Source organism: Pseudomonas sp. Sample_10, from assembly GCF_004321495.1.
GTDB lineage: Bacteria > Pseudomonadota > Gammaproteobacteria > Pseudomonadales > Pseudomonadaceae > Aquipseudomonas.
Genome location: NZ_RCOE01000174.1, coordinates 29,860 through 49,712, shown reverse-complemented (window position 1 = coordinate 49,712; position 19,853 = coordinate 29,860). Strand labels below are relative to the sequence as shown.

The 19,853-nt window shown below is 56.5% G+C and carries 20 protein-coding genes; 6 read left to right on the top strand and 14 right to left on the bottom strand.

What is annotated here, in order from left to right; genetic code table 11:
* Positions 1 to 29: 29 nt before the first annotated feature.
* Positions 30 to 1,052 carry a transporter gene (locus D8U18_RS17240; protein ID WP_131108073.1) on the bottom strand — a complete coding sequence of 341 codons (1,023 nt, stop codon included), beginning with the start codon at positions 1,050 to 1,052 and terminating at the stop codon, positions 30 to 32.
* A gap of 272 nt (positions 1,053 to 1,324) precedes the next feature.
* On the opposite strand from D8U18_RS17240, the gene D8U18_RS17235 reads away from it, so the two are divergent.
* Positions 1,325 to 2,950 carry a methyl-accepting chemotaxis protein gene (locus D8U18_RS17235; protein ID WP_131108072.1) on the top strand — a complete coding sequence of 542 codons (1,626 nt, stop codon included), beginning with the start codon at positions 1,325 to 1,327 and terminating at the stop codon, positions 2,948 to 2,950.
* A gap of 84 nt (positions 2,951 to 3,034) precedes the next feature.
* On the opposite strand, the gene D8U18_RS17230 is transcribed toward D8U18_RS17235, so the two are convergent.
* Both D8U18_RS17230 and D8U18_RS17225 read right to left on the bottom strand, forming a co-directional pair.
* Positions 3,035 to 3,340, bottom strand: a complete 306-nt coding sequence (locus D8U18_RS17230) for a PepSY domain-containing protein (protein WP_130905159.1) — start codon at positions 3,338 to 3,340, stop codon at positions 3,035 to 3,037.
* A 189-nt stretch (positions 3,341 to 3,529) separates the two neighbouring features.
* The gene (locus D8U18_RS17225) at positions 3,530 to 4,657 is read right to left on the bottom strand and encodes a glycerophosphodiester phosphodiesterase (protein ID WP_130905158.1); all 1,128 of its coding nucleotides are present in this window, start codon (positions 4,655 to 4,657) and stop codon (positions 3,530 to 3,532) included.
* 218 nt (positions 4,658 to 4,875) lie between these two features.
* On the opposite strand from D8U18_RS17225, the gene D8U18_RS17220 reads away from it, so the two are divergent.
* Complete coding sequence (locus D8U18_RS17220; protein WP_056852581.1) at positions 4,876 to 5,202, top strand: DUF2025 family protein; 327 nt, start codon at positions 4,876 to 4,878, stop codon at positions 5,200 to 5,202.
* A 57-nt stretch (positions 5,203 to 5,259) separates the two neighbouring features.
* Here the strand turns inward: D8U18_RS17220 and D8U18_RS17215 are convergent, their stop codons facing one another.
* Positions 5,260 to 5,871: a TetR/AcrR family transcriptional regulator gene (locus tag D8U18_RS17215; RefSeq protein WP_056852580.1), complete on the bottom strand. Its 612-nt coding sequence runs from the start codon at positions 5,869 to 5,871 to the stop codon at positions 5,260 to 5,262.
* A gap of 214 nt (positions 5,872 to 6,085) precedes the next feature.
* Between D8U18_RS17215 and D8U18_RS17210 the strand changes: the two genes are divergently transcribed.
* Positions 6,086 to 7,144 (top strand): MBL fold metallo-hydrolase, encoded by a 1,059-nt coding sequence (locus tag D8U18_RS17210; RefSeq protein WP_131108071.1) that lies wholly within the window; start codon positions 6,086 to 6,088, stop codon positions 7,142 to 7,144.
* A 98-nt stretch (positions 7,145 to 7,242) separates the two neighbouring features.
* Entirely contained in the window at positions 7,243 to 8,796 is a 1,554-nt protein-coding gene (locus D8U18_RS17205; protein WP_330219569.1) for an amidase family protein, read from the top strand.
* A gap of 4 nt (positions 8,797 to 8,800) precedes the next feature.
* Here D8U18_RS17205 and D8U18_RS17200 read toward each other — a convergent pair whose 3' ends face one another.
* From D8U18_RS17200 to D8U18_RS17190, 3 genes are all read right to left on the bottom strand, one after another.
* Positions 8,801 to 9,124, bottom strand: coding sequence for a helix-turn-helix transcriptional regulator (locus D8U18_RS17200; protein ID WP_131108070.1), 324 nt, complete (start codon positions 9,122 to 9,124; stop codon positions 8,801 to 8,803).
* Positions 9,117 to 9,455, bottom strand: a complete 339-nt coding sequence (locus D8U18_RS17195; protein ID WP_131108069.1) for a type II toxin-antitoxin system RelE/ParE family toxin — start codon at positions 9,453 to 9,455, stop codon at positions 9,117 to 9,119. The genes D8U18_RS17200 and D8U18_RS17195 overlap by 8 nt, the downstream gene beginning before the upstream one ends.
* A gap of 69 nt (positions 9,456 to 9,524) precedes the next feature.
* Positions 9,525 to 9,842 (bottom strand): helix-turn-helix transcriptional regulator, encoded by a 318-nt coding sequence (locus D8U18_RS17190; RefSeq protein ID WP_130905152.1) that lies wholly within the window; start codon positions 9,840 to 9,842, stop codon positions 9,525 to 9,527.
* Positions 9,843 to 10,044: 202 nt separating this feature from the next.
* Between D8U18_RS17190 and D8U18_RS17185 the strand changes: the two genes are divergently transcribed.
* Complete coding sequence (locus D8U18_RS17185) at positions 10,045 to 10,695, top strand: hypothetical protein (RefSeq protein WP_241664335.1); 651 nt, start codon at positions 10,045 to 10,047, stop codon at positions 10,693 to 10,695.
* A gap of 1 nt (position 10,696) precedes the next feature.
* Here D8U18_RS17185 and D8U18_RS17180 read toward each other — a convergent pair whose 3' ends face one another.
* The 7 genes from D8U18_RS17180 to D8U18_RS17150 all read right to left on the bottom strand — a co-directional run bounded on the left by D8U18_RS17180 (position 10,697) and on the right by D8U18_RS17150 (position 17,157).
* A complete protein-coding gene (locus D8U18_RS17180; RefSeq protein ID WP_131108067.1) occupies positions 10,697 to 11,662 on the bottom strand; it encodes a hypothetical protein in 966 nt (321 codons plus the stop codon).
* Positions 11,663 to 11,761: 99 nt separating this feature from the next.
* Complete coding sequence (locus D8U18_RS17175; protein ID WP_130905149.1) at positions 11,762 to 12,013, bottom strand: pyocin S6 family toxin immunity protein; 252 nt, start codon at positions 12,011 to 12,013, stop codon at positions 11,762 to 11,764.
* Positions 12,014 to 12,023: 10 nt separating this feature from the next.
* Positions 12,024 to 13,226 (bottom strand): S-type pyocin domain-containing protein, encoded by a 1,203-nt coding sequence (locus D8U18_RS17170; RefSeq protein ID WP_131108066.1) that lies wholly within the window; start codon positions 13,224 to 13,226, stop codon positions 12,024 to 12,026.
* 128 nt (positions 13,227 to 13,354) lie between these two features.
* Positions 13,355 to 14,068 carry an HNH endonuclease gene (locus D8U18_RS17165; protein WP_130907631.1) on the bottom strand — a complete coding sequence of 238 codons (714 nt, stop codon included), beginning with the start codon at positions 14,066 to 14,068 and terminating at the stop codon, positions 13,355 to 13,357.
* A gap of 113 nt (positions 14,069 to 14,181) precedes the next feature.
* Positions 14,182 to 14,715: a Bro-N domain-containing protein gene (locus D8U18_RS17160; protein WP_130905168.1), complete on the bottom strand. Its 534-nt coding sequence runs from the start codon at positions 14,713 to 14,715 to the stop codon at positions 14,182 to 14,184.
* Positions 14,716 to 15,099: 384 nt separating this feature from the next.
* Complete coding sequence (locus D8U18_RS17155) at positions 15,100 to 16,347, bottom strand: ribonucleotide-diphosphate reductase subunit beta (RefSeq protein ID WP_007992761.1); 1,248 nt, start codon at positions 16,345 to 16,347, stop codon at positions 15,100 to 15,102.
* Positions 16,348 to 16,893: 546 nt separating this feature from the next.
* Positions 16,894 to 17,157 carry a DUF2790 domain-containing protein gene (locus D8U18_RS17150; protein WP_131108065.1) on the bottom strand — a complete coding sequence of 88 codons (264 nt, stop codon included), beginning with the start codon at positions 17,155 to 17,157 and terminating at the stop codon, positions 16,894 to 16,896.
* A gap of 495 nt (positions 17,158 to 17,652) precedes the next feature.
* On the opposite strand from D8U18_RS17150, the gene acs reads away from it, so the two are divergent.
* Positions 17,653 to 19,608, top strand: a complete 1,956-nt coding sequence (gene acs / locus D8U18_RS17145; RefSeq protein WP_131108064.1) for an acetate--CoA ligase — start codon at positions 17,653 to 17,655, stop codon at positions 19,606 to 19,608.
* Positions 19,609 to 19,853 lie beyond the last annotated feature (245 nt).

The following is a 19,853-nucleotide window of genomic DNA, read 5'->3' as shown; positions in this document are numbered from 1 at the left end:
AGCGCGACGCCCATCTACAGAAGTGGCGCTTAATAATCCCGCCGTTTGCGGAACGCCCAGCGCCCCGCGATCACGGTAAACGTCGCCACCAGCGCCACCAGAATCCAGAACCCTTCCGGGTCCTGGGAAAGCGGCACTCCGCCGACGTTCATGCCGAAAAAACCGGCAATGATGTTGATCGGCAACGCCAGTACCGTTACCACCGTCAGGGTGAACAGCGTGCGGTTGCTCTGTTCGTTGAGGTTGGCGGCGATTTCTTCCTGCAACAGCTTGATTCGCTCACCCAACGCCGTCAGGTCGTTGATGATCAGTGCGAATTCCTCGGTGGATTTGCGCAGCTCTTTGACGTCCTCCTTTTGCAACCATGGCGGCGGGCGATTGAGCAGGCGCAACAACGATCCCGGTTCCAGCGCCAGCAAGCGTTGCAGACGTACCAGCACGCGACGGTTGGCGCCCAGTTCGGCGCGGTTGGTCGACAGGCGTGACGACAGTAATTCGTCTTCGATCTGATCCACACTCTGGCTGGTCTTGCGCACGATCTGTGTCAGCACTTCGCCCTGATCGCGCAACAGGTGCACCAGCAATTCAAGGGGCGAGCGAAAGCGTTCGCCGGCCTTCACCGAGGAACGCAACTTGTCCACCGAGTGCAGTGGTTGCAGGCGCGCGCTGATGATCAACCGACTGCGCGCGCAGACCCAGAGCGTCGAGACGTCCGAGGAGACCATGCTGCTGAGGTTGAACACCACATCGTTGACTACCGCCAGCAACGCCGAGTCGACATGCTCAATGCGCGTCGACCGTGAGCCTTCATGCAAGGCTTCGAAAAACTCACCGGGCAATTCCAGATGGCTTTTCATCCAGCGCTCACACGCAGCATGGGCGAGGTTCAGGTGCAGCCAGAGGAACTGCTCGTCGTCCTCCGGTTGTTGCAGGCAGCGCAAGGCGTTGGCGGAGTCGATTTCCTGACCGCGCTCGCCAGGGCGAAAACTGAAACCGTAAAGCAGGCCGAACAGATCCGGATCGCGATGGCTTTGATCGATGCTGTGGTTCATGAGAGCTCGCAAAGAGAGGCGCCCGTCGCGGGTTTTACAGGTTCACGTGAGCCGCATCATCGCAAGGCTGGATGACGTTTTTGTGACAGTCATACAGCGCAAACGATTGCCGTGCCGGCGGTCGGATTTTACTCAAGAACCGCTCTGGCACGCCGATCACGCTTGGGTTAAGTTGCGCGCCCTTGACCATTCGCCAAGGTCGCAGACAGGGATGTCCGGACACCTTTCACGCCTACCGGGGCGTGTCTCATTCCTGCCATGAGTACTTTCCGATGTTTTTGCAAAAGTCCCTGAGAGCGCAAATTCTCGCCTTGTTGAGCGGCAGTCTTTGCGCGATGTTGCTGATCGCCCTGGCCTGTTTTCACTTTCTCTCCAGCGGCGTGCAGAGTTACACCAACCTGATCGAAGGGCCGCTGCACACTTCACAGTTAATCGATGAGGCCAATTTACAATTCAAGGTGCAGGTGCAGGAGTGGAAAAACGTCCTGCTGCGTGGCAAGCAACCGGCAGACCTGAACAAGTACTGGTCGCAATTCGAAGACCGTCAGCGTGATGTGCAAAATATCCTCGGCGAACTGGCAGGACAGAAGGGCATCGAGACGTCGCTCAAAACCCGCATCGAACGCTTGCGCGACGAGCACCGTCAGTTGGGCGCCGCTTACCAGAAGGGCCGTGATGCCTACATCGCGGCCGGTGCCGACCCGGCGGCGGGCGACGCCGCGGTCAAAGGCGTCGACCGAGCAACCAGCGAGCAGATGAGCGAACTGGTCAGCGAACTGCGCAAGCAGGGTAACGAGCAATCGAAGTTGATCAGCGCCGCAGCAGATCGCACCGTGTGGCTGGGGCTGATCATCATGCTCGCCTCGGGGCTGATGATCGGTTTGCTGAGTCTGTGGCTGGTGAACCGTAAACTGGTCGAGCCGATTCGCCAGTTGATCGAGTATGTGGCACAACTCAGCCAGGGGCGTTTCGCCCAGCGAGTGGCCAGCACCCGTCAGGATGAACTGGGCAAACTGGCGATGGCCGCCAACACCCTGCGTGATTTCCTCGCCGAAACCTTCAGCCGTTTGCAGCGCAGTGCCTCGGACCTGGACAGTGCCAGCGGCGAACTGAATTCGATTGCCACTTTGATGGCTGGCGGCACCAACGAGCAATTCAACCGCACCGATCAAGTGGCCACGGCGATGAACGAAATGTCCACCACCGCCCAGGAAGTCGCCCGCCATGCCGCCGATGCAGCACGCGCGGCTGATGATGCCGACCAGTCGGCGCAGCAGGGTGAAAAAGTCATGCAGGGCACCATTCACACCATCACCCAAATGCGCGGCGAAATCGCCAACACCGCCACCGTTATTCGCCAACTGGAAACCGACAGCGGACGTATCGGCAAGGTGCTGGAAGTGATCCGCGGCATCGCCGAGCAGACTAACCTGCTGGCCCTCAACGCCGCCATCGAAGCGGCCCGTGCCGGTGAAGCCGGGCGCGGTTTCGCGGTGGTCGCCGATGAAGTACGCAGCCTGGCGCAACGCACGGCGGCGTCGATCATCGAGATCAACCAGATCATTCAAACCGTGCAGACCGGTGCGATCGATGCGGCGCAAGCGATTGAAAGCGGCCAGGCGCGCAGTGATGAAAGCGTCGAGCAAGTCACCCAGGCCGGGGCCATGCTGGAGCGCATCACGCTGGCCGTGGAAGCCATCCGCGACATGAATCGCCAGATCGCCACGGCGGCTGAAGAACAAACGTCGGTGGCGGAGGACATCTCGCGCAACCTCACCGAAATCACCAGCATCGCCAGCACCAACCTGGATAACGTGCAGCGCACGGAAGCGGCGAGCAACAATTTGCACGGCTTGTCGGGAGAATTGAATGAGGTGACGTCACGGCTGAGTGCATAACGAAAAGGCCCGTCAGCCCGAGCAATCATTCAGACGCAAAAAAGCCGCACGATCGTCAAATCGTGCGGCTCTTCGCGGCGCGCATCAGTCGTCTTTTTTGTTCTTCAGGACTTCGCCGGTGGCGGCGTTCAGATCCACGTCCCATTCAACGTTTTTCGCGTCGCGCAACTCGACTTCGTACTCGTAACCGTTGAAGTGGTTATCCAGGTCACTGTCGGTAATTGTCGCACCCGGATGCAGTTTCAGAACGATCTGGTTCAACTCTTCCAGTGGCTTGATCTTGCCATCCTTTACCAACTGAGGAATCTGGTCGACAGGAACATCAGCCTGGGCCAAACCGGCGGTGAGCGTCAGGGCGGCAGCGGTGAACAGAGCAGTCAGCGTCTTCATGAGTTCATTCCTTGTGTGAGCTGTTTAAGTGGGATCAGGTTAACTTTGGTAACTTAATCCACCCTTAAAATTCCCTTTGATGTCTTGCTTCAATCACTGTGGGAGGGTGGCTTGCCCGCGATGGGGCCGTCAGCTTCAACATCAACGTTGAATGACGACACGGCTATCGCGGGCAAGCCACGCACAGGTTTAATACCCAATATTCTTCAACAGCTGATCGACACTCGCGGCGGCCGGGCGTTTATAGAACTTCAACAACTCGCTGGCGCGGTTGGTAAAAATGCCGTCGACACCGGCATCCATGACCTTCTGAAAATCCACCGCATCGTCGACGGTATAGACGTGCACCAACAGTCCCTGATCGTGGGTGTACTGGTTCATCCACGGTTGCACCAGGTCCGAGTAACTCTGATCGCCACCCTTGGTCAGTGTCGCGGAAGGACCGGTGCCGATCGCACCCTGGGCTTTGGCGTAGTCGACCCAGCGCTGGAATTCGGCTTTGTCCTTGGGTGCCTGGCTGGCGTAGTAAGCGGCTTTGTCTTTCTCGCCGGATTCGGCAAACGGCACTTTGGATTTCGGTTCGATGCTGCCTTCGCCCACCCACAGCAGAAGGATTTTCGGTACTTGGGGCATTTCCTTTTGCAGCAGTTCCAGGCTGCTCTTCTCGAACGTTTGCAGGATCACCTTGCCTTTACCCTGACCGACCGCCAGCTCGCTCTTCGCCAGTTTCGATCCGGCCGGGCTCAGCCAGCCGCGGTCATGGAGTTTGTCCTTGAGATCGCGTTCGATGCCGGGAAACTGCTTGGGCTCCTTGGTTTCGATGTACAGGCCTGGCTTGTGCAGCGGGTTGCCCTGGGCGATGTCGATGATCTCATCGAGCGTCAGAATTTTCAGGCCTGCATAGGATGGACGCGCGCGATCGGGGTACGCGGTGTTGAACCAACTGCCGGCATCCAGGGTTTTCAGTTCGGCCATGGTAAACGCATTGGCGGGGCTGTCTTTGCGCTCGGGGAATTTGCTGGCGACATCGGTGGTGCGTTGCAGGTTGTTGTCGTGCAGGGCGAACAGCACACCGTCCTTGCTGCGTTGCAGGTCCAGTTCCAGGTAATCGGCGCCCAGGTCACGGGCCAGCTTGTAGGCGGCAACCGTGGACTCCGGTGCGTCGAACGAGGCGCCACGGTGGGCGATCACCGCCGGGTGCGGGATGCCCAGGCGCGTGGCCAATGCTGTGGGACCGGGCTCGCTGGCGGCTTGGACCTGCCCCAGGCCGAGCCAAAGACTCAGCAGCAGGGCGCTTTTGGTGAAGGTTGCAGGCATGCTCGAGATCCTTTCGCGATGGTTTCAAAGAAGTCCCTTTTAACAACTGGGCGTCATCAACGCTATCGCAAGACCGACACAAACGTATTGAAAGCTGATTTTCGTCAGCGTTTTTGTGCGCTCGTTTGCAGTACGCTTGGCGGCAATTTCCCCTGCAGAGGGAAACAGCCATTGCTCGCCCTGTGTGTAAACCGACAATAAACACTGTGAGGTTTACCATGCGCATCACGTCCCAACTCATCTGCCAGGCCGCTGACCAACTCAAAGGCTTCGTAGGCCTCAACCGCAAGACCGGCCATTATCTCGTGCGCTTCAGCGAAGACTCTTTCGGCAGGGACGTGGCGGATGACGGCATCATTCCCGCCAGTGAATTCGTCTGGGCGCCCGGCTTCGAGGGCACCATGATCCTCAAACGCGAGCTGATTCAATTGCTGCTCGATCAGAACATCGACGAGCGGATCAACATCACCGAACCGCTGCGGGTTTACATGAAACGGCGAGAGGTGCCGGAGATTTCGGCGCTGCGGAGTTTGGTTCGTGGTTGAGGTTTTCATGTCGACTGGGCTTCAGAGCTGAACCCATAACCCGCTTCGACTCGGTATTCATGGCAACTCGTAGCAGGCCAGAAACATGTCCAGCGCCGACTCTGCGACGGTGGTCTGCATTTCGGGCGAAAGACTTGGCAGACCCATGGAAACTTGCGGCCAGAACGCGAAGGATTTGAGCATTCCCTGAATCTGCTGCGCGGCAAATGCCGGGTCGACTTGTTTCAATCGGCCATCGGCCTGCGCAGCGCGAATCCACACGGTCAGGCTTTCTTCCCGCTCACCCATTCTGGCGACCATGTTCTGTGCGCGCTCGGGGGAATGGATGGTGGCAGCGATGGCCACCCGCGCCAAATCGAGAAAGTTTTCATCACCCAGCATCTGCAACTTGGCCATCAGCATCACGCGCATCTGCTCGCGTAATGGCTGTTGTGGGTGGTAGGACATTTCCTGCTCCGCCGTCACCCGAGTCCATAATTGATTAAGAATTTCGGCGAACAACTCTTCCTTGCTCGGAAAATGGTTATACACCGTGCGCTTCGACACGCCAGCGGTGGCGGCAATCTTGTCCATGCTGGTGATGTCGAAACCGTTGGCACGGAACTCAGCAATCGCGGCTTGAATGATGGCTTCGCGTTTTCGGTCGGTCAGGCGCTGTGCAACTGTCATAAATCCGCTTCGGCAGAGAGAAAAGGAAAATTACACTCGGTAGTTTACTTGTGGGCGGGATTGATGCAACCTTGAAACTACACTGTGCAGTGTAATGTTTTGTTAATCCTGCGCGGTAAAAACTAGAGTGTTCGGCTAATGCGTGCGTGCCTTGGCCATTTATCGTCCCAAGCGGAAAATCGCCAACGCGCGGTTTTTCTGGAGTCATTCAGTTATGGCCAATTCAGTTTCCCCGGCGAATAACGCGTCTACCCTTGATGCCTCTCGACAGGCTCGAGGGCAATTCCAGAACCACACGCCGATACAGCGTTTAAGCATCGGCAAAACCCTGCGCATCTTGTGGAACGCGATGTTCCACAAACCGCGCGACACCCGCCCGACGGCACCCGTCCCCGTGCAAGCGCTGACGCAAGCGGCACTGATTGCCGCGCCGAACCACAGCGTCTATCGCCTCGGCCACTCCACGTTGTTGCTCAAACTGCGGGACAAGTTCTGGATCACCGACCCGGTTTTCGCCGAACGTGCCTCGCCTGTGCAATGGGCTGGCCCCAAGCGCTTTCACCAGCCACCCATCAGCCTGGAAGAGCTACCGCCGATTGAAGCCGTGATCCTGTCCCACGATCACTACGACCACCTGGATTACCAGACTGTGCTCAAACTGGCGGACAAAGCCAACTATTTCCTCACTCCGCTGGGCGTGGGCGACACGCTGATCAGATGGGGTATCGACGCCAGCAAAGTCCGCCAACGGGACTGGTGGCAAGGCACGGAAATCGACGGCATCCAGTTCATCGCCACCCCCTCGCAGCACTTTTCCGGCCGCGGCCTGTTCGACGGCAACAGCACCCTTTGGGCTTCGTGGGTGATGATCGACGGCGACACGCGCATCTTCTTCAGTGGTGACAGCGGCTATTTCGATGGTTTCAAACGAATCGGCGAACAGTACGGCCCGTTCGACCTGACGTTGATGGAAACCGGCGCCTACAACGTCGATTGGCCACACGTGCACATGCAACCCGAACAAACCCTGCAGGCCCACATTGACCTCAAGGGCCGCTGGCTGCTGCCCATCCACAACGGCACCTTCGACCTGTCGACCCACGCCTGGTACGAACCCTTCGACCGCATCCTGGAGTTGGCCTGGGAGCGCAGTATTTCGATTACCACGCCGCAAATGGGGGAGGCCTTCTCCCTGAGGCATCCGCAACGGGGCGGGGCCTGGTGGCAGGAGGTGGAACAGCGGATGTTTGAGGAGCAACAGAGCGTCGGATGAGCGGCTACGGCTCGCGACGAACTTTCGTACGAGCCCTGGTGATTTAAGACGACGGATAAATCTGACTGATTCTTTAGGCTGATTCGCGGGTGAGGTCATTGACCCGCAATCAGTCAGAGGATTTGTACATGGATGTATCTTTTAATGGCCGCATGACGCGGCTAGCCAGCATTGTCGTGTTATCGATGGCAGCCAGCGCAGCCTATGCGCATAACCTGATATCCGAAACCAGGCTGGAATATTTAGGTGTCGATGAGCTCAACCAGAGGATGGAGCGTGGTCAACTGAGCTCCGTCATGCTGGTCAGGCACTTATTGCAACGGATCGAAAGGCTGGACAAACAGGGGCCGGCAATCAACGCGATCATCGAACTGAACCCCGACGCACTGGACATTGCACAAGTCCTCGATAAGGAACGCCAAGGTGGGCATGTTCGCGGTCCATTGCATGGCATTCCTGTGCTGCTCAAAGACAACATCGATACCTCCGATTCAATGCAGACCAGCGCCGGTTCATTGGCTCTGGTTGGGCAACCTGCAGCGCAGGACGCCTTTATCGTGCAGCGCCTGAGGGATGCCGGAGCGGTCATTCTCGCAAAGACCAACCTTAGCGAATGGGCTAACTTCCGCGATCCGGCCGTTCCCGATGGCTGGAGCGGGCGAGGCGGGCAAACCAGAAATCCCCACGTGTTAAGCGTAACGCCATGCGGCTCCAGCGCCGGTTCGGGCGCAGCGCTCGCGGCGGGTTTCGCACCGCTGACGGTTGGAACGGAGACGATCGGTTCGATCATCTGTCCTGCATCACTCAATGGCGTGGTCGGTATCAAACCCACGGTGGGCTTGCTCAGTCGCAGTGGCATGGTTCCCGTGACCTACAAACTCGATACGCCGGGGCCGATGGCTCGCACAGTTCGTGATGCTGCATTGTTGTTGAACGCCATGCGTGGCAGCGATCCAAATGACCCGATCAACAAGCCATCTGTCATTGATGCAACGGATTACACCGCTTTACTGCGCACTGATGCACTGGCGGGACGCCGTATCGGCTTTCCATTGAAGTTCGGCACCAGCGCCGAGGGGCTTGAAAGCGATCCGCAATTTTCCAGGGCTCTGGAAGTGATGCAGGCTGCCGGCGCCATCCTGGTTCCCGTGGAACTTACCGATCCGTTATCGGAGCAGGTAGATGAGGCGCTATGGATGGGTATCAAGCGTGACTTGCCGAGGTATCTGGCAACGCGAACCGCAATGTCTGCTCCCACGCTGGACGCAATCGTGCGCTTTAACGAGGCCACGCCAGGTGATCCGGCTTACGGGCAAAGCGTCCTGAGCGCGGCCAACAGCATCGATTTCGATGAGCGCACTTACAATGCGCTATGGCAAAAAATCCGCCATGAAAACGCTTCTGTCATCGACGACTTGCTGAACACCCATCAACTCGACGCCTTGGTGCTGGATGTCGGCTCCCCCGGTTTGAATGTCATCCCGTTGGCAGGCTACCCCGGCATCATGATGCCGTCGGGAGTGGACGCAGACGGCGTACCGACCTCGGTGTTCTTCTACGGCGCTCCATGGAGTGAAGCCAAGCTTCTGGCACTGGCTTACGGCTATGAACAAGCCGCACACGCGCGGCAGACCCCTGCTTTCAAACCGTAGACATTCACTCGGCAAAGACCACCTCAAGCCGGCCCTCTTTTCTCGATCGGGGGGCCGACTTGACGACGATTTGCACGTCGCGCCCGAGCAACAACAGACACTCCATCATCTTGGCTTCGCTGATCCCGCGAAACTTGCCTCGCAGCATTTCAGAAAGCTTGGGTTGTGAAAGCCCCAGAATTTCTGAAGCCTGAATCTGGGTCAAATGGCGAGCCTTGATGATTTCCCCAATTTTTGCCGCCAACTGCGACTTGACTCGCATTTCATTGGAGTGGGGTATACCAAGGTCTTCGTAAACGTTGCCGCTGCTCTCTTCGATTTCAATCATTTTCCAATCCTTTCGCGTGATCCTGCGCTGCTTGTAGCCTTTTTCTGATCAAGTCGATATCGCACTGCGCAGTTTTAATGCCTGAAACCGACTTTTTCTGAAAACAGTGCAGAACGTAGATAGCGCTCCTGAAGCGAACGGTATAAACGGCGCGGTAAGTGTTCGTATCGAAGTCCTCAATCAACTCAAGGACCCCGGCACCTCCAAAGCTCTTGAGATGCTTGGCATCTGGATGCCTCTTGCCGTTTTGCGCTAAATCGAGAGCGTGACCAAAAACATCCTGTACATCTGCGGGTAACTGCTTGAGGTCCTTTTTGCTGCTGTAACCCACAGGAGTGTCTTCCTTGTACTCATGCGAAAATATACCTATATGGGAATAAACGTCAATCGTTGCCTTTACTCACTCCACCATTGCAAAATCCGCTCGCCCAACCGGATTCGGCGTAGACCCTCTCAGATTCATCCCACGCCCTGGTGCAAAACCGGGGAAGAACACCAAACCTTCCGATTCAAACCGGTAAGCCAAGGCCAACCGAGTGACATCCAGCACGTCCTGTTGCGCTTCGAAGCGCTGTATGGCCTCGACAGAAACCGACGCTTCCCGCGACAACTCTTCCACGCTCCAGCCCAGCATTGCTCGGGCCTGGGCGCAGTGGGTAGGGGTGAATTGGAAAAGGGCGATACGTTCCAGGGTGATTTTCATCGCTTGAGAGGCCATGGGTATTCTCCGGGCTCGAGAGTGTTGATCCAAAATGTACTGTGTTTTTGTACAGTTGTTTTGAGCCCGAATCAAATCGAATTTTCAGTTCACACGCTTCCACCTGACAGGTGGCAAGCGTCAGCGTGGCGAACAAACCACAGGTTGCTCATCGGCGCTGATCTTCAACTGCGCCGAAGCAGCCAGCAATTTCTTCAGCCGCGTGCACAAGGGTAAAAAAATTACCCCGCTGGCTAAACCTCCGTCGCCCGTTATTGAAGACGATGGGAGCGATGAGCTTGCCGAACAGTGGCTGGTCCATGCGACCACCGTGCAACGCAAACACGTGCTGTATGTCATCCATGTGCAGACCCGTTATTGCATGATTTTCGCCGACGCGAAAAAGGCGGATGTCGACGGGTTCCTTAGGCGTTTCGTCGACCGTTGGATAGAGGGCCTGATCCGTCATGCCGGGCAACATGACATGCTTCGCTGGGTTGACGCCGAGCAGATGATGGAGGGTTTCGAGGAGAGTTGCCGCGATTATGCGTTTTACAAACGCGGCCATCGAGGGGCGCAAAAGCATATCAATGAGATCGCCTGGGTTTTCGAGGATTGCGCCGCCGAATGGGGGGCTTTGCCCACTGACGAGTTTTCTGCCGGACGCTTCGATGGCGATATGAACGACACGCCTCGAGGGAGCAAAGGGCACAAGGACTTTTACTACCCGGATGAGGAAATGATGGCTCACTGGTTGCGCCGGTACGCTGGCCTTGATGAGCCCAGCGTTCAAGCCGCACTTGAACGGCGCATGGAAGTGAAACGGGAAATCTGGGAATTTGAGCGGCAACAGGCGCATGACGCTCAGTATTGAATTACTGTCCGGTCAACCCCGGCGCCTCCCGCACTAGAAAGTGATCCAGATTTTCGATGCTGGCGCTGAACACCCCGAACGTCTGCTCGGGGTTTTTCTTGCTCGGTACCTGCTTCAACTCCGGCGTCACGCCATAAAAGAAGCAATACAACGCCTGCCCACTTTCGATGGCGTGCTTGATCTCCTCCAGGAACGCCTTGCGCTTGCGGTAGGTGTCGATGAGCTTCTTGCTCAGGTAAACATTGACCGAGTAAGGCTTCTTCTCGAACCAGACCTTCTTCTCGAAATCGATGCGAAAGCTCTGGGTGTAGTCCTTGATCTGCTTGACCTTGCCCCAGTAAATCAGCCCTTTGTTGTCTTGCAGGTATTCGATTTTCTTGAAGAACGAAGCGTAGGGCGCGGTATGTTCGCCAATCTTCAGCGGCATGCGCTTGAGCAAATCCTTGTCGTCGAAGTTCGATACGAAACATTCCACCGGGTGGGCGAAAACGCTGGTCTTGTCCGGCGCCGAATCGCGGCTCGGCTGCTCGACGCCAGCGACGGCCGAAGGCGTTGAAGGCTCTTCCCTTTGCGTATCGGCGGACGCCGCCGCACTGGACGGCTTACGCACATACGCACGCCGGGTCAGTAACAATTCGGACGGGAAATTTTCCTCTCGACTGTCATCCGTTTCCGCTTCTTCCACACCCAACGCCGGCGTCTTCAGACTCACATAAGGACACCCCTCGACATGCCGCGTGCTCGGTAAATTCTTGAAGTGCGGCGTTCGCACGTAGTTCACGTTCTTGGCGTTGAACGTGCCCAAGTCGTTCGCTACATCGAAGGCCAGGCGACAAGCATCGTTGGGGCATTGGAAATGCTCCTTGACGGAGTCGAACGCCATGGTCTCGTCGAAATTCAGATCGCGCACGTCATAGATCGACAGCTTTTCGTCGAGGCTGAGGCAGTAGGCGAGGTCGAATTTCATGGGGCTTGGATCCGTGGAAGCAGGGTGACGTATTAATAGCGGGAGGCGGGGCGTGTTGCACTCATTGTTTTCATTCTCAATCCAATCGCTCACCCTGTTTCATTGGTTGGTACAAGTTCCTATGAAGTACTCCAATCCCGCAGGAAATCTAACGCCTAAAATTTCGGACAGCGCCATTACTTGAGACTCGTTCAAAAGTAACTCTCCCGGTTCCATTTCAGCGAGGGGCTTTGATTCAACGAGTTGAGCGACTTTTTCATTGAGTTCAATGCCATCGATGTCCAGTTCGAATTGTAAAGAATCGTCCTTCTTCTCGTCCGGATAAAAGCCAGTGATTGATAGGTAGCGCATGTGTTATTCCTTAATTTCTTGTGGTTTTCCTACCCGGTTTCGCTGGTTTTGTTTGCTTGCCGGTAATGTGGTTATATTCACCAAGGTGAATCCCCAATTTGTCGAACTTTTCTACGGCATTACTTTTGTAGTCCCATTCATAAATTCGTCCCTTACGGTCAACCCAACGGGCGCGTTTCTTTCCACCTCCTTGAACAGATGACTTTGATTTTACTCGGACTGCATCGGGGAAAGCGGGTAGCGTTTTCGGGTGGTCATAATACGAATGATCTCCCATTTGGCTAATAACAATATAAACGGGCTTCACCAAAGCCCCCACCGGAAACACAAGAATAAAATCCTTGTACTCAGGCGGATAAATCGGATTGACGATGATGCCGTCAGCCTGTTCCGTCGGCGGATAAACCCAGATATGCGGTGCCTGCGGGGCGGCTTCCAGTTTGGGAATGCCGAGAATGTCCGAGCCGTCTTCGGCGGGCGTCCAGATCAGTTCGATGCCTTCCCCAAGATCGGCAACGTACTGGCTACCGCGCAAAGCCACCTGCACGACATCGACCATTTCCCAATCGCGGTTCTTGCCGGTGTAAAAGCCGTAACCCTTGAGGCTGCCGTCATCTTGCTGCTCGATGTTCAGGCGAACCCGCGTGCGGGCCTGTTCGAGAGCGCGCAGTTGGTCTTCGCTGTAGAGAGCGCTGTCGCCGAGAGTGGGTGCCCAGAACAGCGCGACCACACCGGTCAACGCCGCCGTTGTCGCCGTGCCAAGCGCTACCCCGGCGCCTATGACCGGGGCCATGAGCGCGGGGGCACGAAGTGCCAGTTGACCAATGCCCAGCGCAACCGTGGAGCCGCTGATGGTCTGCAAATCAAGCAGACCGTCGTCATTGACCTCCCTGGCACCCAGCAAGACGATGTCGCCATAGTCTTCTAGGCTGTCAGTCGGCACCATTCCTGAAGGATTGGAGTAGTTGATGACCGCGTCCGGCAACTTGCAGGATTTGGCGAACACGCATCCGACGCGGGGCACTTCATTTTTTATCGGAACCACCCCGAGCCGATCTTCGAATGCTTGCTGTCGGGCGAGCATCGCCTCGTAGGCTGACTGCCGGGCCTCGCGCTCGGCCAGTTCGCTGGGCGTCATCAAGCGATAGGTGACGTGATGCCCGTCACCTGACGGCGGGTTTTTTACCTGGGGAATGTCCTTGTTGCCAGCCACTGACTGTCCTTGTGCATTCGTGCATCGGTGGCCCTAGGGCAGGGCTGCGCGACGTTAACGAACCAGAGGGACTGTGGCAGTAGGATGTTTCTGGGATGACGGCAGGAATTGTCTGTGTTCGTGCTCGGTTACTCAGGTTTCAACCGTTTCACCTTTGTATAAAGCAAAGCTGTGAACTCATCCCGATCACTCGAATGATGACAACGTCGATGACAGTTTGGGCATAACGCAACAGCATTGCTTGGGCGATCTGAACCTTCTTGTGCCAAATGCTTAACGTGATGAACCTCAAGGAACGGCATGCCCGACTTCTCAAATGGAGCCGGCTCGCCACATCCTTCGCACTTACCTTCAGCCTGCTGGCGAACCCACGCTCTTACTACCGGATCGCGTAAAAAAGACTTTCCACTGGAATGAGTCTGCGCGGGTTTCTCAATTCCCTTCGGCACCACTTTAATCGGTTGTCGCTCAAGCTTTGCAGCTCGCCGCTCCAGCGTTGCCTCGTCGGCTGTCGGGGCAAAGTCTTCAGGGGTTACAGGGCCAGGAGCATTGAGTGCTTCGCGAATGCTCTTCGCAACATTGGCACCGACATTTTTGGCAGGCTTGTATCCCTTGATAGGTTTTCGACCCAGCTCGACCATAACCGTAGAAATGTTCTGCATCCGAAACTCAACAGAACCTTTGGTGCGACCAACCAAAGCACCCTCGCGCAGGACGCGATTTTCATGAGCTTTGTTGATCGCCTGACCATTCTGCTCGCGAGAAAGCATGCTGAGATAGGCATCGACGGCCGCCCGAATCTCCACCTCACTCCAATCGCCGTTGCTGTTCTCCGTATCCATACAATCGCCGAGAGTTAAATACTCCCGGACGATACTGAGTGGCCACTACAACTGTCTACGAAATTTCCTACAGAAAATAGAAACGGATCTCGCATGATCCTACAAACACATCGCTAACCCATCGAGTGCTTTGACGACTGAAATATTTGCGCAACCCTTCGCCACCATGGTTTTGCCACCTTAACGCGTCGTTGGGTCTGATCGCTCAACAGATACGGCATATCCCGAAGTCGAATCCAACCTTCATCCTGCCAATGCAGCAAACTCAATGACATCTGCGGCCAATCCAACAAACTCAGCATCGGCCGATCCGAACTTTCAGGTTGCTTCGCATCGCGTAACGCCGATACCACCTGATGAGTCAACCACTCACGCAACAAGCGATTCCCTGGAACGTAGTGATAAACCAGCAGCGCATAAACGCCAGATTCACTCAGCATCAGCTGTTTTTCTGGTTGCCGGAAATACTCAATACATAGAACGCGTCGCTGATCCTTGTCCAGCTTGTTGACCATACGATCACTCAAATGGACACCCATCAATCGACCGATATCGCGGGCACAGAACCATGGCTGGTTTTCAAGGAGTAGAGCGTGAAGGAAAAGGTTATGGCGGGTGAAAACTGTCGGAGTGTAGGTATCAGGTATTACGGATCGGTGTTGAGTTCCTGCAGGCATAGCCATTACCTCTACGTAGGTATGAAGGGGGGCCGGAACCCGACGTAGAGGACTTAAGAAATCCCAACAGGCTCTTTCTCTCACAAGGGTCCGCATATAAGGCTGATACCAGCATGCGTTCAGTGTGAGCAAGTAGCTTCTACGTTGGGCGTTTCTTAGGCACCTGCAATGGAGCTTAGAAGTGCTTTGATCGTCTATCAATAAGAAAGGGGCTGGATTTGCTGTAGGAGGTTTAGCTGCTACTGAGATTGCGAGTAGGCGTTTTCCTACCCAACAAAAAGCCCCGATCAGATCGGGGCTTTTTGATTTTTTGATTTGCCGATTCAACTCGTCAAATCGCGGCTAGCTCAGGAATCAATCCCAGCTCAACGCCCCACCCGTCTGATACTCAATCACTCTCGTCTCAAAGAAATTCTTCTCTTTCTTCAAGTCCATGATCTCGCTCATCCAAGGGAACGGGTTAGTGGTCCCTGGGTACTCTTCCTTCAAACCGATCTGCGACAGGCGACGGTTGGCGATGAACTTGAGGTAGTCCTCCATCATCGCCGCGTTCATGCCCAGTACGCCGCGAGGCATGGTGTCGCGGGCGTATTCGATTTCCAGTTGGGTGCCTTGCAGGATCATTTGCGAGGCTTCTTCCTTCATCTCGGCGTCCCACAGGTGTGGGTTTTCGATTTTGATCTGGTTGATCACGTCGATGCCGAAGTTCAGGTGCATGGATTCGTCGCGCAGGATGTACTGGAACTGCTCGGCGACGCCGGTCATTTTGTTGCGGCGGCCCATGGAGAGGATTTGGGTGAAGCCGCAGTAGAAGAAGATGCCTTCCAGAACGCAGTAGTAGGCGATCAGGTTGCGCAGCAGCTCTTTGTCGGTTTCGACGGTGCCGGTTTCGAACTTCGGATCGGAGATCGAACGGGTGTATTTCAGGCCCCAGGTGGCTTTTTTCGCGACCGATGGGATCTCGTGGTACATGTTGAAGATTTCGCCTTCATCCATGGCCAGCGATTCGATGCAGTACTGGTAGGCGTGGGTGTGGATCGCCTCTTCGAAGGCCTGGCGCAGGATGTACTGGCGGCATTCCGGGTTGGTGATCAGGCGGTACACGGCCAGGACCAGGTTGTTGGCAACCAGGGAGTCGGCGGTGGAGAAGAAGCCGAGGTTGCGCATCACGATACGGCGTTCGTCGTCGGTCAGGCCTTCCGGGTTTTTCCAGAGGGCGATGTCGGCGGTCATGTTGACTTCTTGCGGCATCCAGTGGTTTGCGCAGCCGTCCAGGTACTTCTGCCAGGCCCAGTCGTACTTGAATGGCACGAGTTGGTTGAGGTCGGCGCGGCAGTTGATCATGCGCTTTTCGTCAACGGCGACACGGGCGGAGGCGCCTTCGAGTTCGGCGAGGCCTTCGGCGACGTCGAGGGAATCCAGGGCAGCCTTGGCGCGGGCCACGGCGGCGGAGTCACTGGCGGTCACGGCGCGGGCTTCCAGCGCGGCGGCACCGCCGGCGCTGTCGAGACGGTCCATGTTGGCTTCGGTGGCGTGGCCAGCGTTAGCGCTCTTGACTGCTACTTCCGTGTCTTCTTTGTCGAATTCGTCCCAGCTCAGCATGACGTGTCGTCTCCTGCGTGAGGGCCAGATTGCCCGTGTGAAATGGATGAGTCGGTATTTCACACGGCCGTACTGGCCGCGTTGGATCTAAAGGAATCGTTTTTTGCACTCGCCAAGGCAGGCAATAAAACAGAATTTTGTACGGGGTTCCGAGAGCCTCTGATGGGCGCAATCAGCATCGAATGCTGTTGCGGGGCTTCAGACTGGCTATTGATCCCTGTAAGGGGATATTGCAGGCCCGTTTAAGGCGGCATTATAGGGAAATTTTCACCGGCGTGGTGGGGCGAATCCGCGCATGGAGCGGTCGAGAAGCAGGGTTTTTCGGTCGGAGCGAGGGTTTACAGGGCTTTGGCTGAGATTGGCGATGGCAAAATTTTTTTTGGCAAATCTGAGTTTGCTCAAAAAGTAATCAAAAAAAGGCTTTTTTCACTACATCTTGTGTTTCTGGATGCTTTTCGAGAGCTCCAAACACAACTGAGCCCGACCGAAGCCGGGCTGAAATCGACCTTCAGCAATCGCTGAAATGATCCGATTCGGTGCAGTTACTCAGCCGCTGGAGCAGCCATTGCCCATGACGCTGTAACGCAAGATATGCCGTTGGCCTTTGGAGTCGTCGTATTCCATTTTCATCGGGACAACTTCACACACATTGGGGACTTCGCTCATGGAAACAACTTTGGCGATGTCCAGGTGCATCGAGTAAGTGTATTCCTCGATAGCCGGTTGATGCTGCGCGACATCAGTCTGAACCTCGTCTGCCATGGCGGTTGCGCACAGACTGCTGAGGGCCAGAACCAATAAAGCTTTCATTTAAGTTTTACCTTTCTTGAGGCGAGAGGGGGCACGCAATCTTTTTGGGATTGCGTGTGAATCTTTACAACTTGGGTTTGGGTTAACTGCCTTCGTGGGGGCTGTAACGTGGTTAACTCAGGTTGCCGGGTTGGCGAGGTGGATTTTAGGGAGCAGGGTGGAATTCATATAGGCGTGGTTTTGATAAACACTTTTGGTGGTTTTCGTAACAATCCTTCGAAACCTTTGTGTACGGCTATGTAGGGGCCGGCTTGTTGGCGAAATTGGCGACGCGGTGTGTCGGGCATAGCGTCATCGCTGGCAAGCCAGCTCCCACAGGTAATGGGGAATCTAGCTCGTCTGGAGTAGGACGAATTACCTCTGGCTTGGCAGGCTGAGTCGCTATTCACGACAAAATGTGTGGGCTTGTTACTACCATCGTCGAATGGTTCTATAGGCCCGGCCCGGGCTACAACGGTGCCATACAAAAACAACTATTCCACCGAGGTAAGAAAGATGAGTGCGGCTTCCCTGTATCCCGTTCGTCCCGAGGTTCTGGCCAATACGTTGACCGACGAGGCGACCTACAAGGCCATGTACCAGCAGTCGGTCGTCAACCCGGACGGCTTCTGGCGCGAGCAAGCCAAGCGCCTCGACTGGATCAAGCCTTTCACCACGGTGAAGCAGACTTCCTTCGACGATCACCATGTCGACATCAAGTGGTTCGCCGACGGTACCCTGAACGTTTCCTACAACTGCCTCGACCGTCATCTGGCCGAGCGCGGCGATCAAGTGGCGATCATTTGGGAGGGCGATGATCCTTCCGAAAGCCGCAACATCACCTACCGCGAACTGCACGAGCAAGTGTGCAAATTCGCCAACGCCCTGCGCGGCCAGGATGTCCATCGCGGCGACGTGGTGACGATCTATATGCCGATGATCCCTGAAGCCGTGGTCGCCATGCTGGCCTGCACCCGGATCGGTGCGATTCACTCGGTAGTGTTCGGTGGTTTCTCGCCTGAAGCCCTGGCCGGTCGCATCATCGACTGCCGCTCGAAAGTGGTGATCACCGCCGACGAAGGCATTCGTGCCGGCAAGAAAATCCCGCTCAAGGCCAACGTCGACGACGCCCTGACCAACCCGGAAACCAGCAGCATCCAGAAAGTCATCGTGTGCCAGCGCACCGGTGGCGACATCAAGTGGAACCAGCATCGCGACATCTGGTACGAAGACCTGATGAAAGTGGCCGGCACCGTTTGCGCGCCGAAAGAGATGGGCGCTGAAGAAGCGCTGTTCATCCTCTACACCTCGGGTTCCACCGGCAAGCCAAAGGGCGTGCAGCACACCACCGGCGGCTACTTGTTGTACGCGGCCATGACCCACGAGCGCGTGTTCGACTATCGCCCGGGCGAAATCTACTGGTGCACCGCCGACGTCGGCTGGGTCACCGGCCACAGTTACATCGTCTACGGCCCGCTGGCCAATGGCGCGACCACGTTGCTGTTCGAAGGCGTGCCGAGCTATCCGGACATCACCCGGGTGGCGAAGATCGTCGACAAGCACAAGGTCAACATTCTCTACACCGCACCGACCGCGATCCGCGCGATGATGGCGTCGGGCACCGCCGCCGTGGAAGGCGCCGATGGCAGTAGCCTGCGCTTGCTCGGTTCGGTGGGCGAGCCGATCAACCCGGAAGCCTGGGACTGGTACTACAAGAATGTCGGCAAGTCCCGTTGCCCGATCGTCGATACCTGGTGGCAGACCGAAACCGGCGGCAACATGATGAGCCCGCTGCCGGGCGCTCACGCACTCAAGCCGGGTTCGGCGGCGCGTCCGTTCTTCGGTGTGGTGCCGGCTTTGGTGGATAACCTGGGCAACATCATCGAAGGCGAGGCCGAGGGCAACCTGGTGATTCTCGATTCGTGGCCAGGCCAGGCGCGCACGCTGTATGGTGATCACGACCGCTTCGTCGACACCTACTTCAAGACTTTCCGTGGCATGTACTTCACCGGTGACGGCGCACGTCGCGACGCCGATGGTTACTACTGGATCACCGGTCGCGTCGACGACGTGCTCAACGTCTCCGGCCACCGCATGGGCACCGCCGAGATCGAAAGCGCGATGGTCGCCCACCCGAAAGTCGCCGAAGCCGCTGTGGTCGGTGTGCCGCACGACATCAAGGGGCAGGGCATCTATGTCTATGTCACCTTGAAAAACGGCGAAGAGCCGAGCGAGCAACTGCGTCTGGAGCTGAAAAACTGGGTGCGCAAGGAGATCGGTCCGATCGCTTCGCCGGATGTCATCCAGTGGGCGCCAGGCCTGCCGAAAACCCGTTCGGGCAAGATCATGCGGCGGATTCTGCGCAAGATTGCCACCGCTGAATATGAAGGCCTTGGGGATATCTCGACCCTGGCGGATCCGGGTGTGGTGCAGCATTTGATTGATACGCACAAGACGATGAACGTCGCTTAACCCGCCGTTCCTGAGTCACCGAAGCCCCACCCGGCATTGCCTGGCGGGGCTTTTTCGTATCGATCGTTCCTACGCTCTGCGTGGGAATGCCGCCATGGACGCTCCGCGTCCGCCGTTGACCTTGTGACGCAGAGCGTCACGGGATGCATTCCCACGCTGAGCGTGGGAACGATCGACGGAGGAGCCAATAATTATCGGTTTCGTCTGTAGGGTGTTTCCCTATGTTACCCGTCACCGTTCAAGTA

What these genes read in the sequence shown, in the direction of transcription:
- D8U18_RS17240 (WP_131108073.1), bottom strand. Translation starts at nt 1,052, where the DNA reads ATGAACCACAGCATCGATCAAAGCCATCGCGATCCGGATCTGTTCGGC.
- D8U18_RS17235 (WP_131108072.1), top strand. Translation starts at nt 1,325, where the DNA reads ATGTTTTTGCAAAAGTCCCTGAGAGCGCAAATTCTCGCCTTGTTGAGC.
- D8U18_RS17230 (WP_130905159.1), bottom strand. Translation starts at nt 3,340, where the DNA reads ATGAAGACGCTGACTGCTCTGTTCACCGCTGCCGCCCTGACGCTCACC.
- D8U18_RS17225 (WP_130905158.1), bottom strand. Translation starts at nt 4,657, where the DNA reads ATGCCTGCAACCTTCACCAAAAGCGCCCTGCTGCTGAGTCTTTGGCTC.
- D8U18_RS17220 (WP_056852581.1), top strand. Translation starts at nt 4,876, where the DNA reads ATGCGCATCACGTCCCAACTCATCTGCCAGGCCGCTGACCAACTCAAA.
- D8U18_RS17215 (WP_056852580.1), bottom strand. Translation starts at nt 5,871, where the DNA reads ATGACAGTTGCACAGCGCCTGACCGACCGAAAACGCGAAGCCATCATT.
- D8U18_RS17210 (WP_131108071.1), top strand. Translation starts at nt 6,086, where the DNA reads ATGGCCAATTCAGTTTCCCCGGCGAATAACGCGTCTACCCTTGATGCC.
- D8U18_RS17200 (WP_131108070.1), bottom strand. Translation starts at nt 9,124, where the DNA reads ATGATTGAAATCGAAGAGAGCAGCGGCAACGTTTACGAAGACCTTGGT.
- D8U18_RS17190 (WP_130905152.1), bottom strand. Translation starts at nt 9,842, where the DNA reads ATGGCCTCTCAAGCGATGAAAATCACCCTGGAACGTATCGCCCTTTTC.
- D8U18_RS17180 (WP_131108067.1), bottom strand. Translation starts at nt 11,662, where the DNA reads ATGAAATTCGACCTCGCCTACTGCCTCAGCCTCGACGAAAAGCTGTCG.
- D8U18_RS17175 (WP_130905149.1), bottom strand. Translation starts at nt 12,013, where the DNA reads ATGCGCTACCTATCAATCACTGGCTTTTATCCGGACGAGAAGAAGGAC.
- D8U18_RS17165 (WP_130907631.1), bottom strand. Translation starts at nt 14,068, where the DNA reads ATGGATACGGAGAACAGCAACGGCGATTGGAGTGAGGTGGAGATTCGG.
- D8U18_RS17155 (WP_007992761.1), bottom strand. Translation starts at nt 16,347, where the DNA reads ATGCTGAGCTGGGACGAATTCGACAAAGAAGACACGGAAGTAGCAGTC.
- D8U18_RS17150 (WP_131108065.1), bottom strand. Translation starts at nt 17,157, where the DNA reads ATGAAAGCTTTATTGGTTCTGGCCCTCAGCAGTCTGTGCGCAACCGCC.
- acs (WP_131108064.1), top strand. Translation starts at nt 17,653, where the DNA reads ATGAGTGCGGCTTCCCTGTATCCCGTTCGTCCCGAGGTTCTGGCCAAT.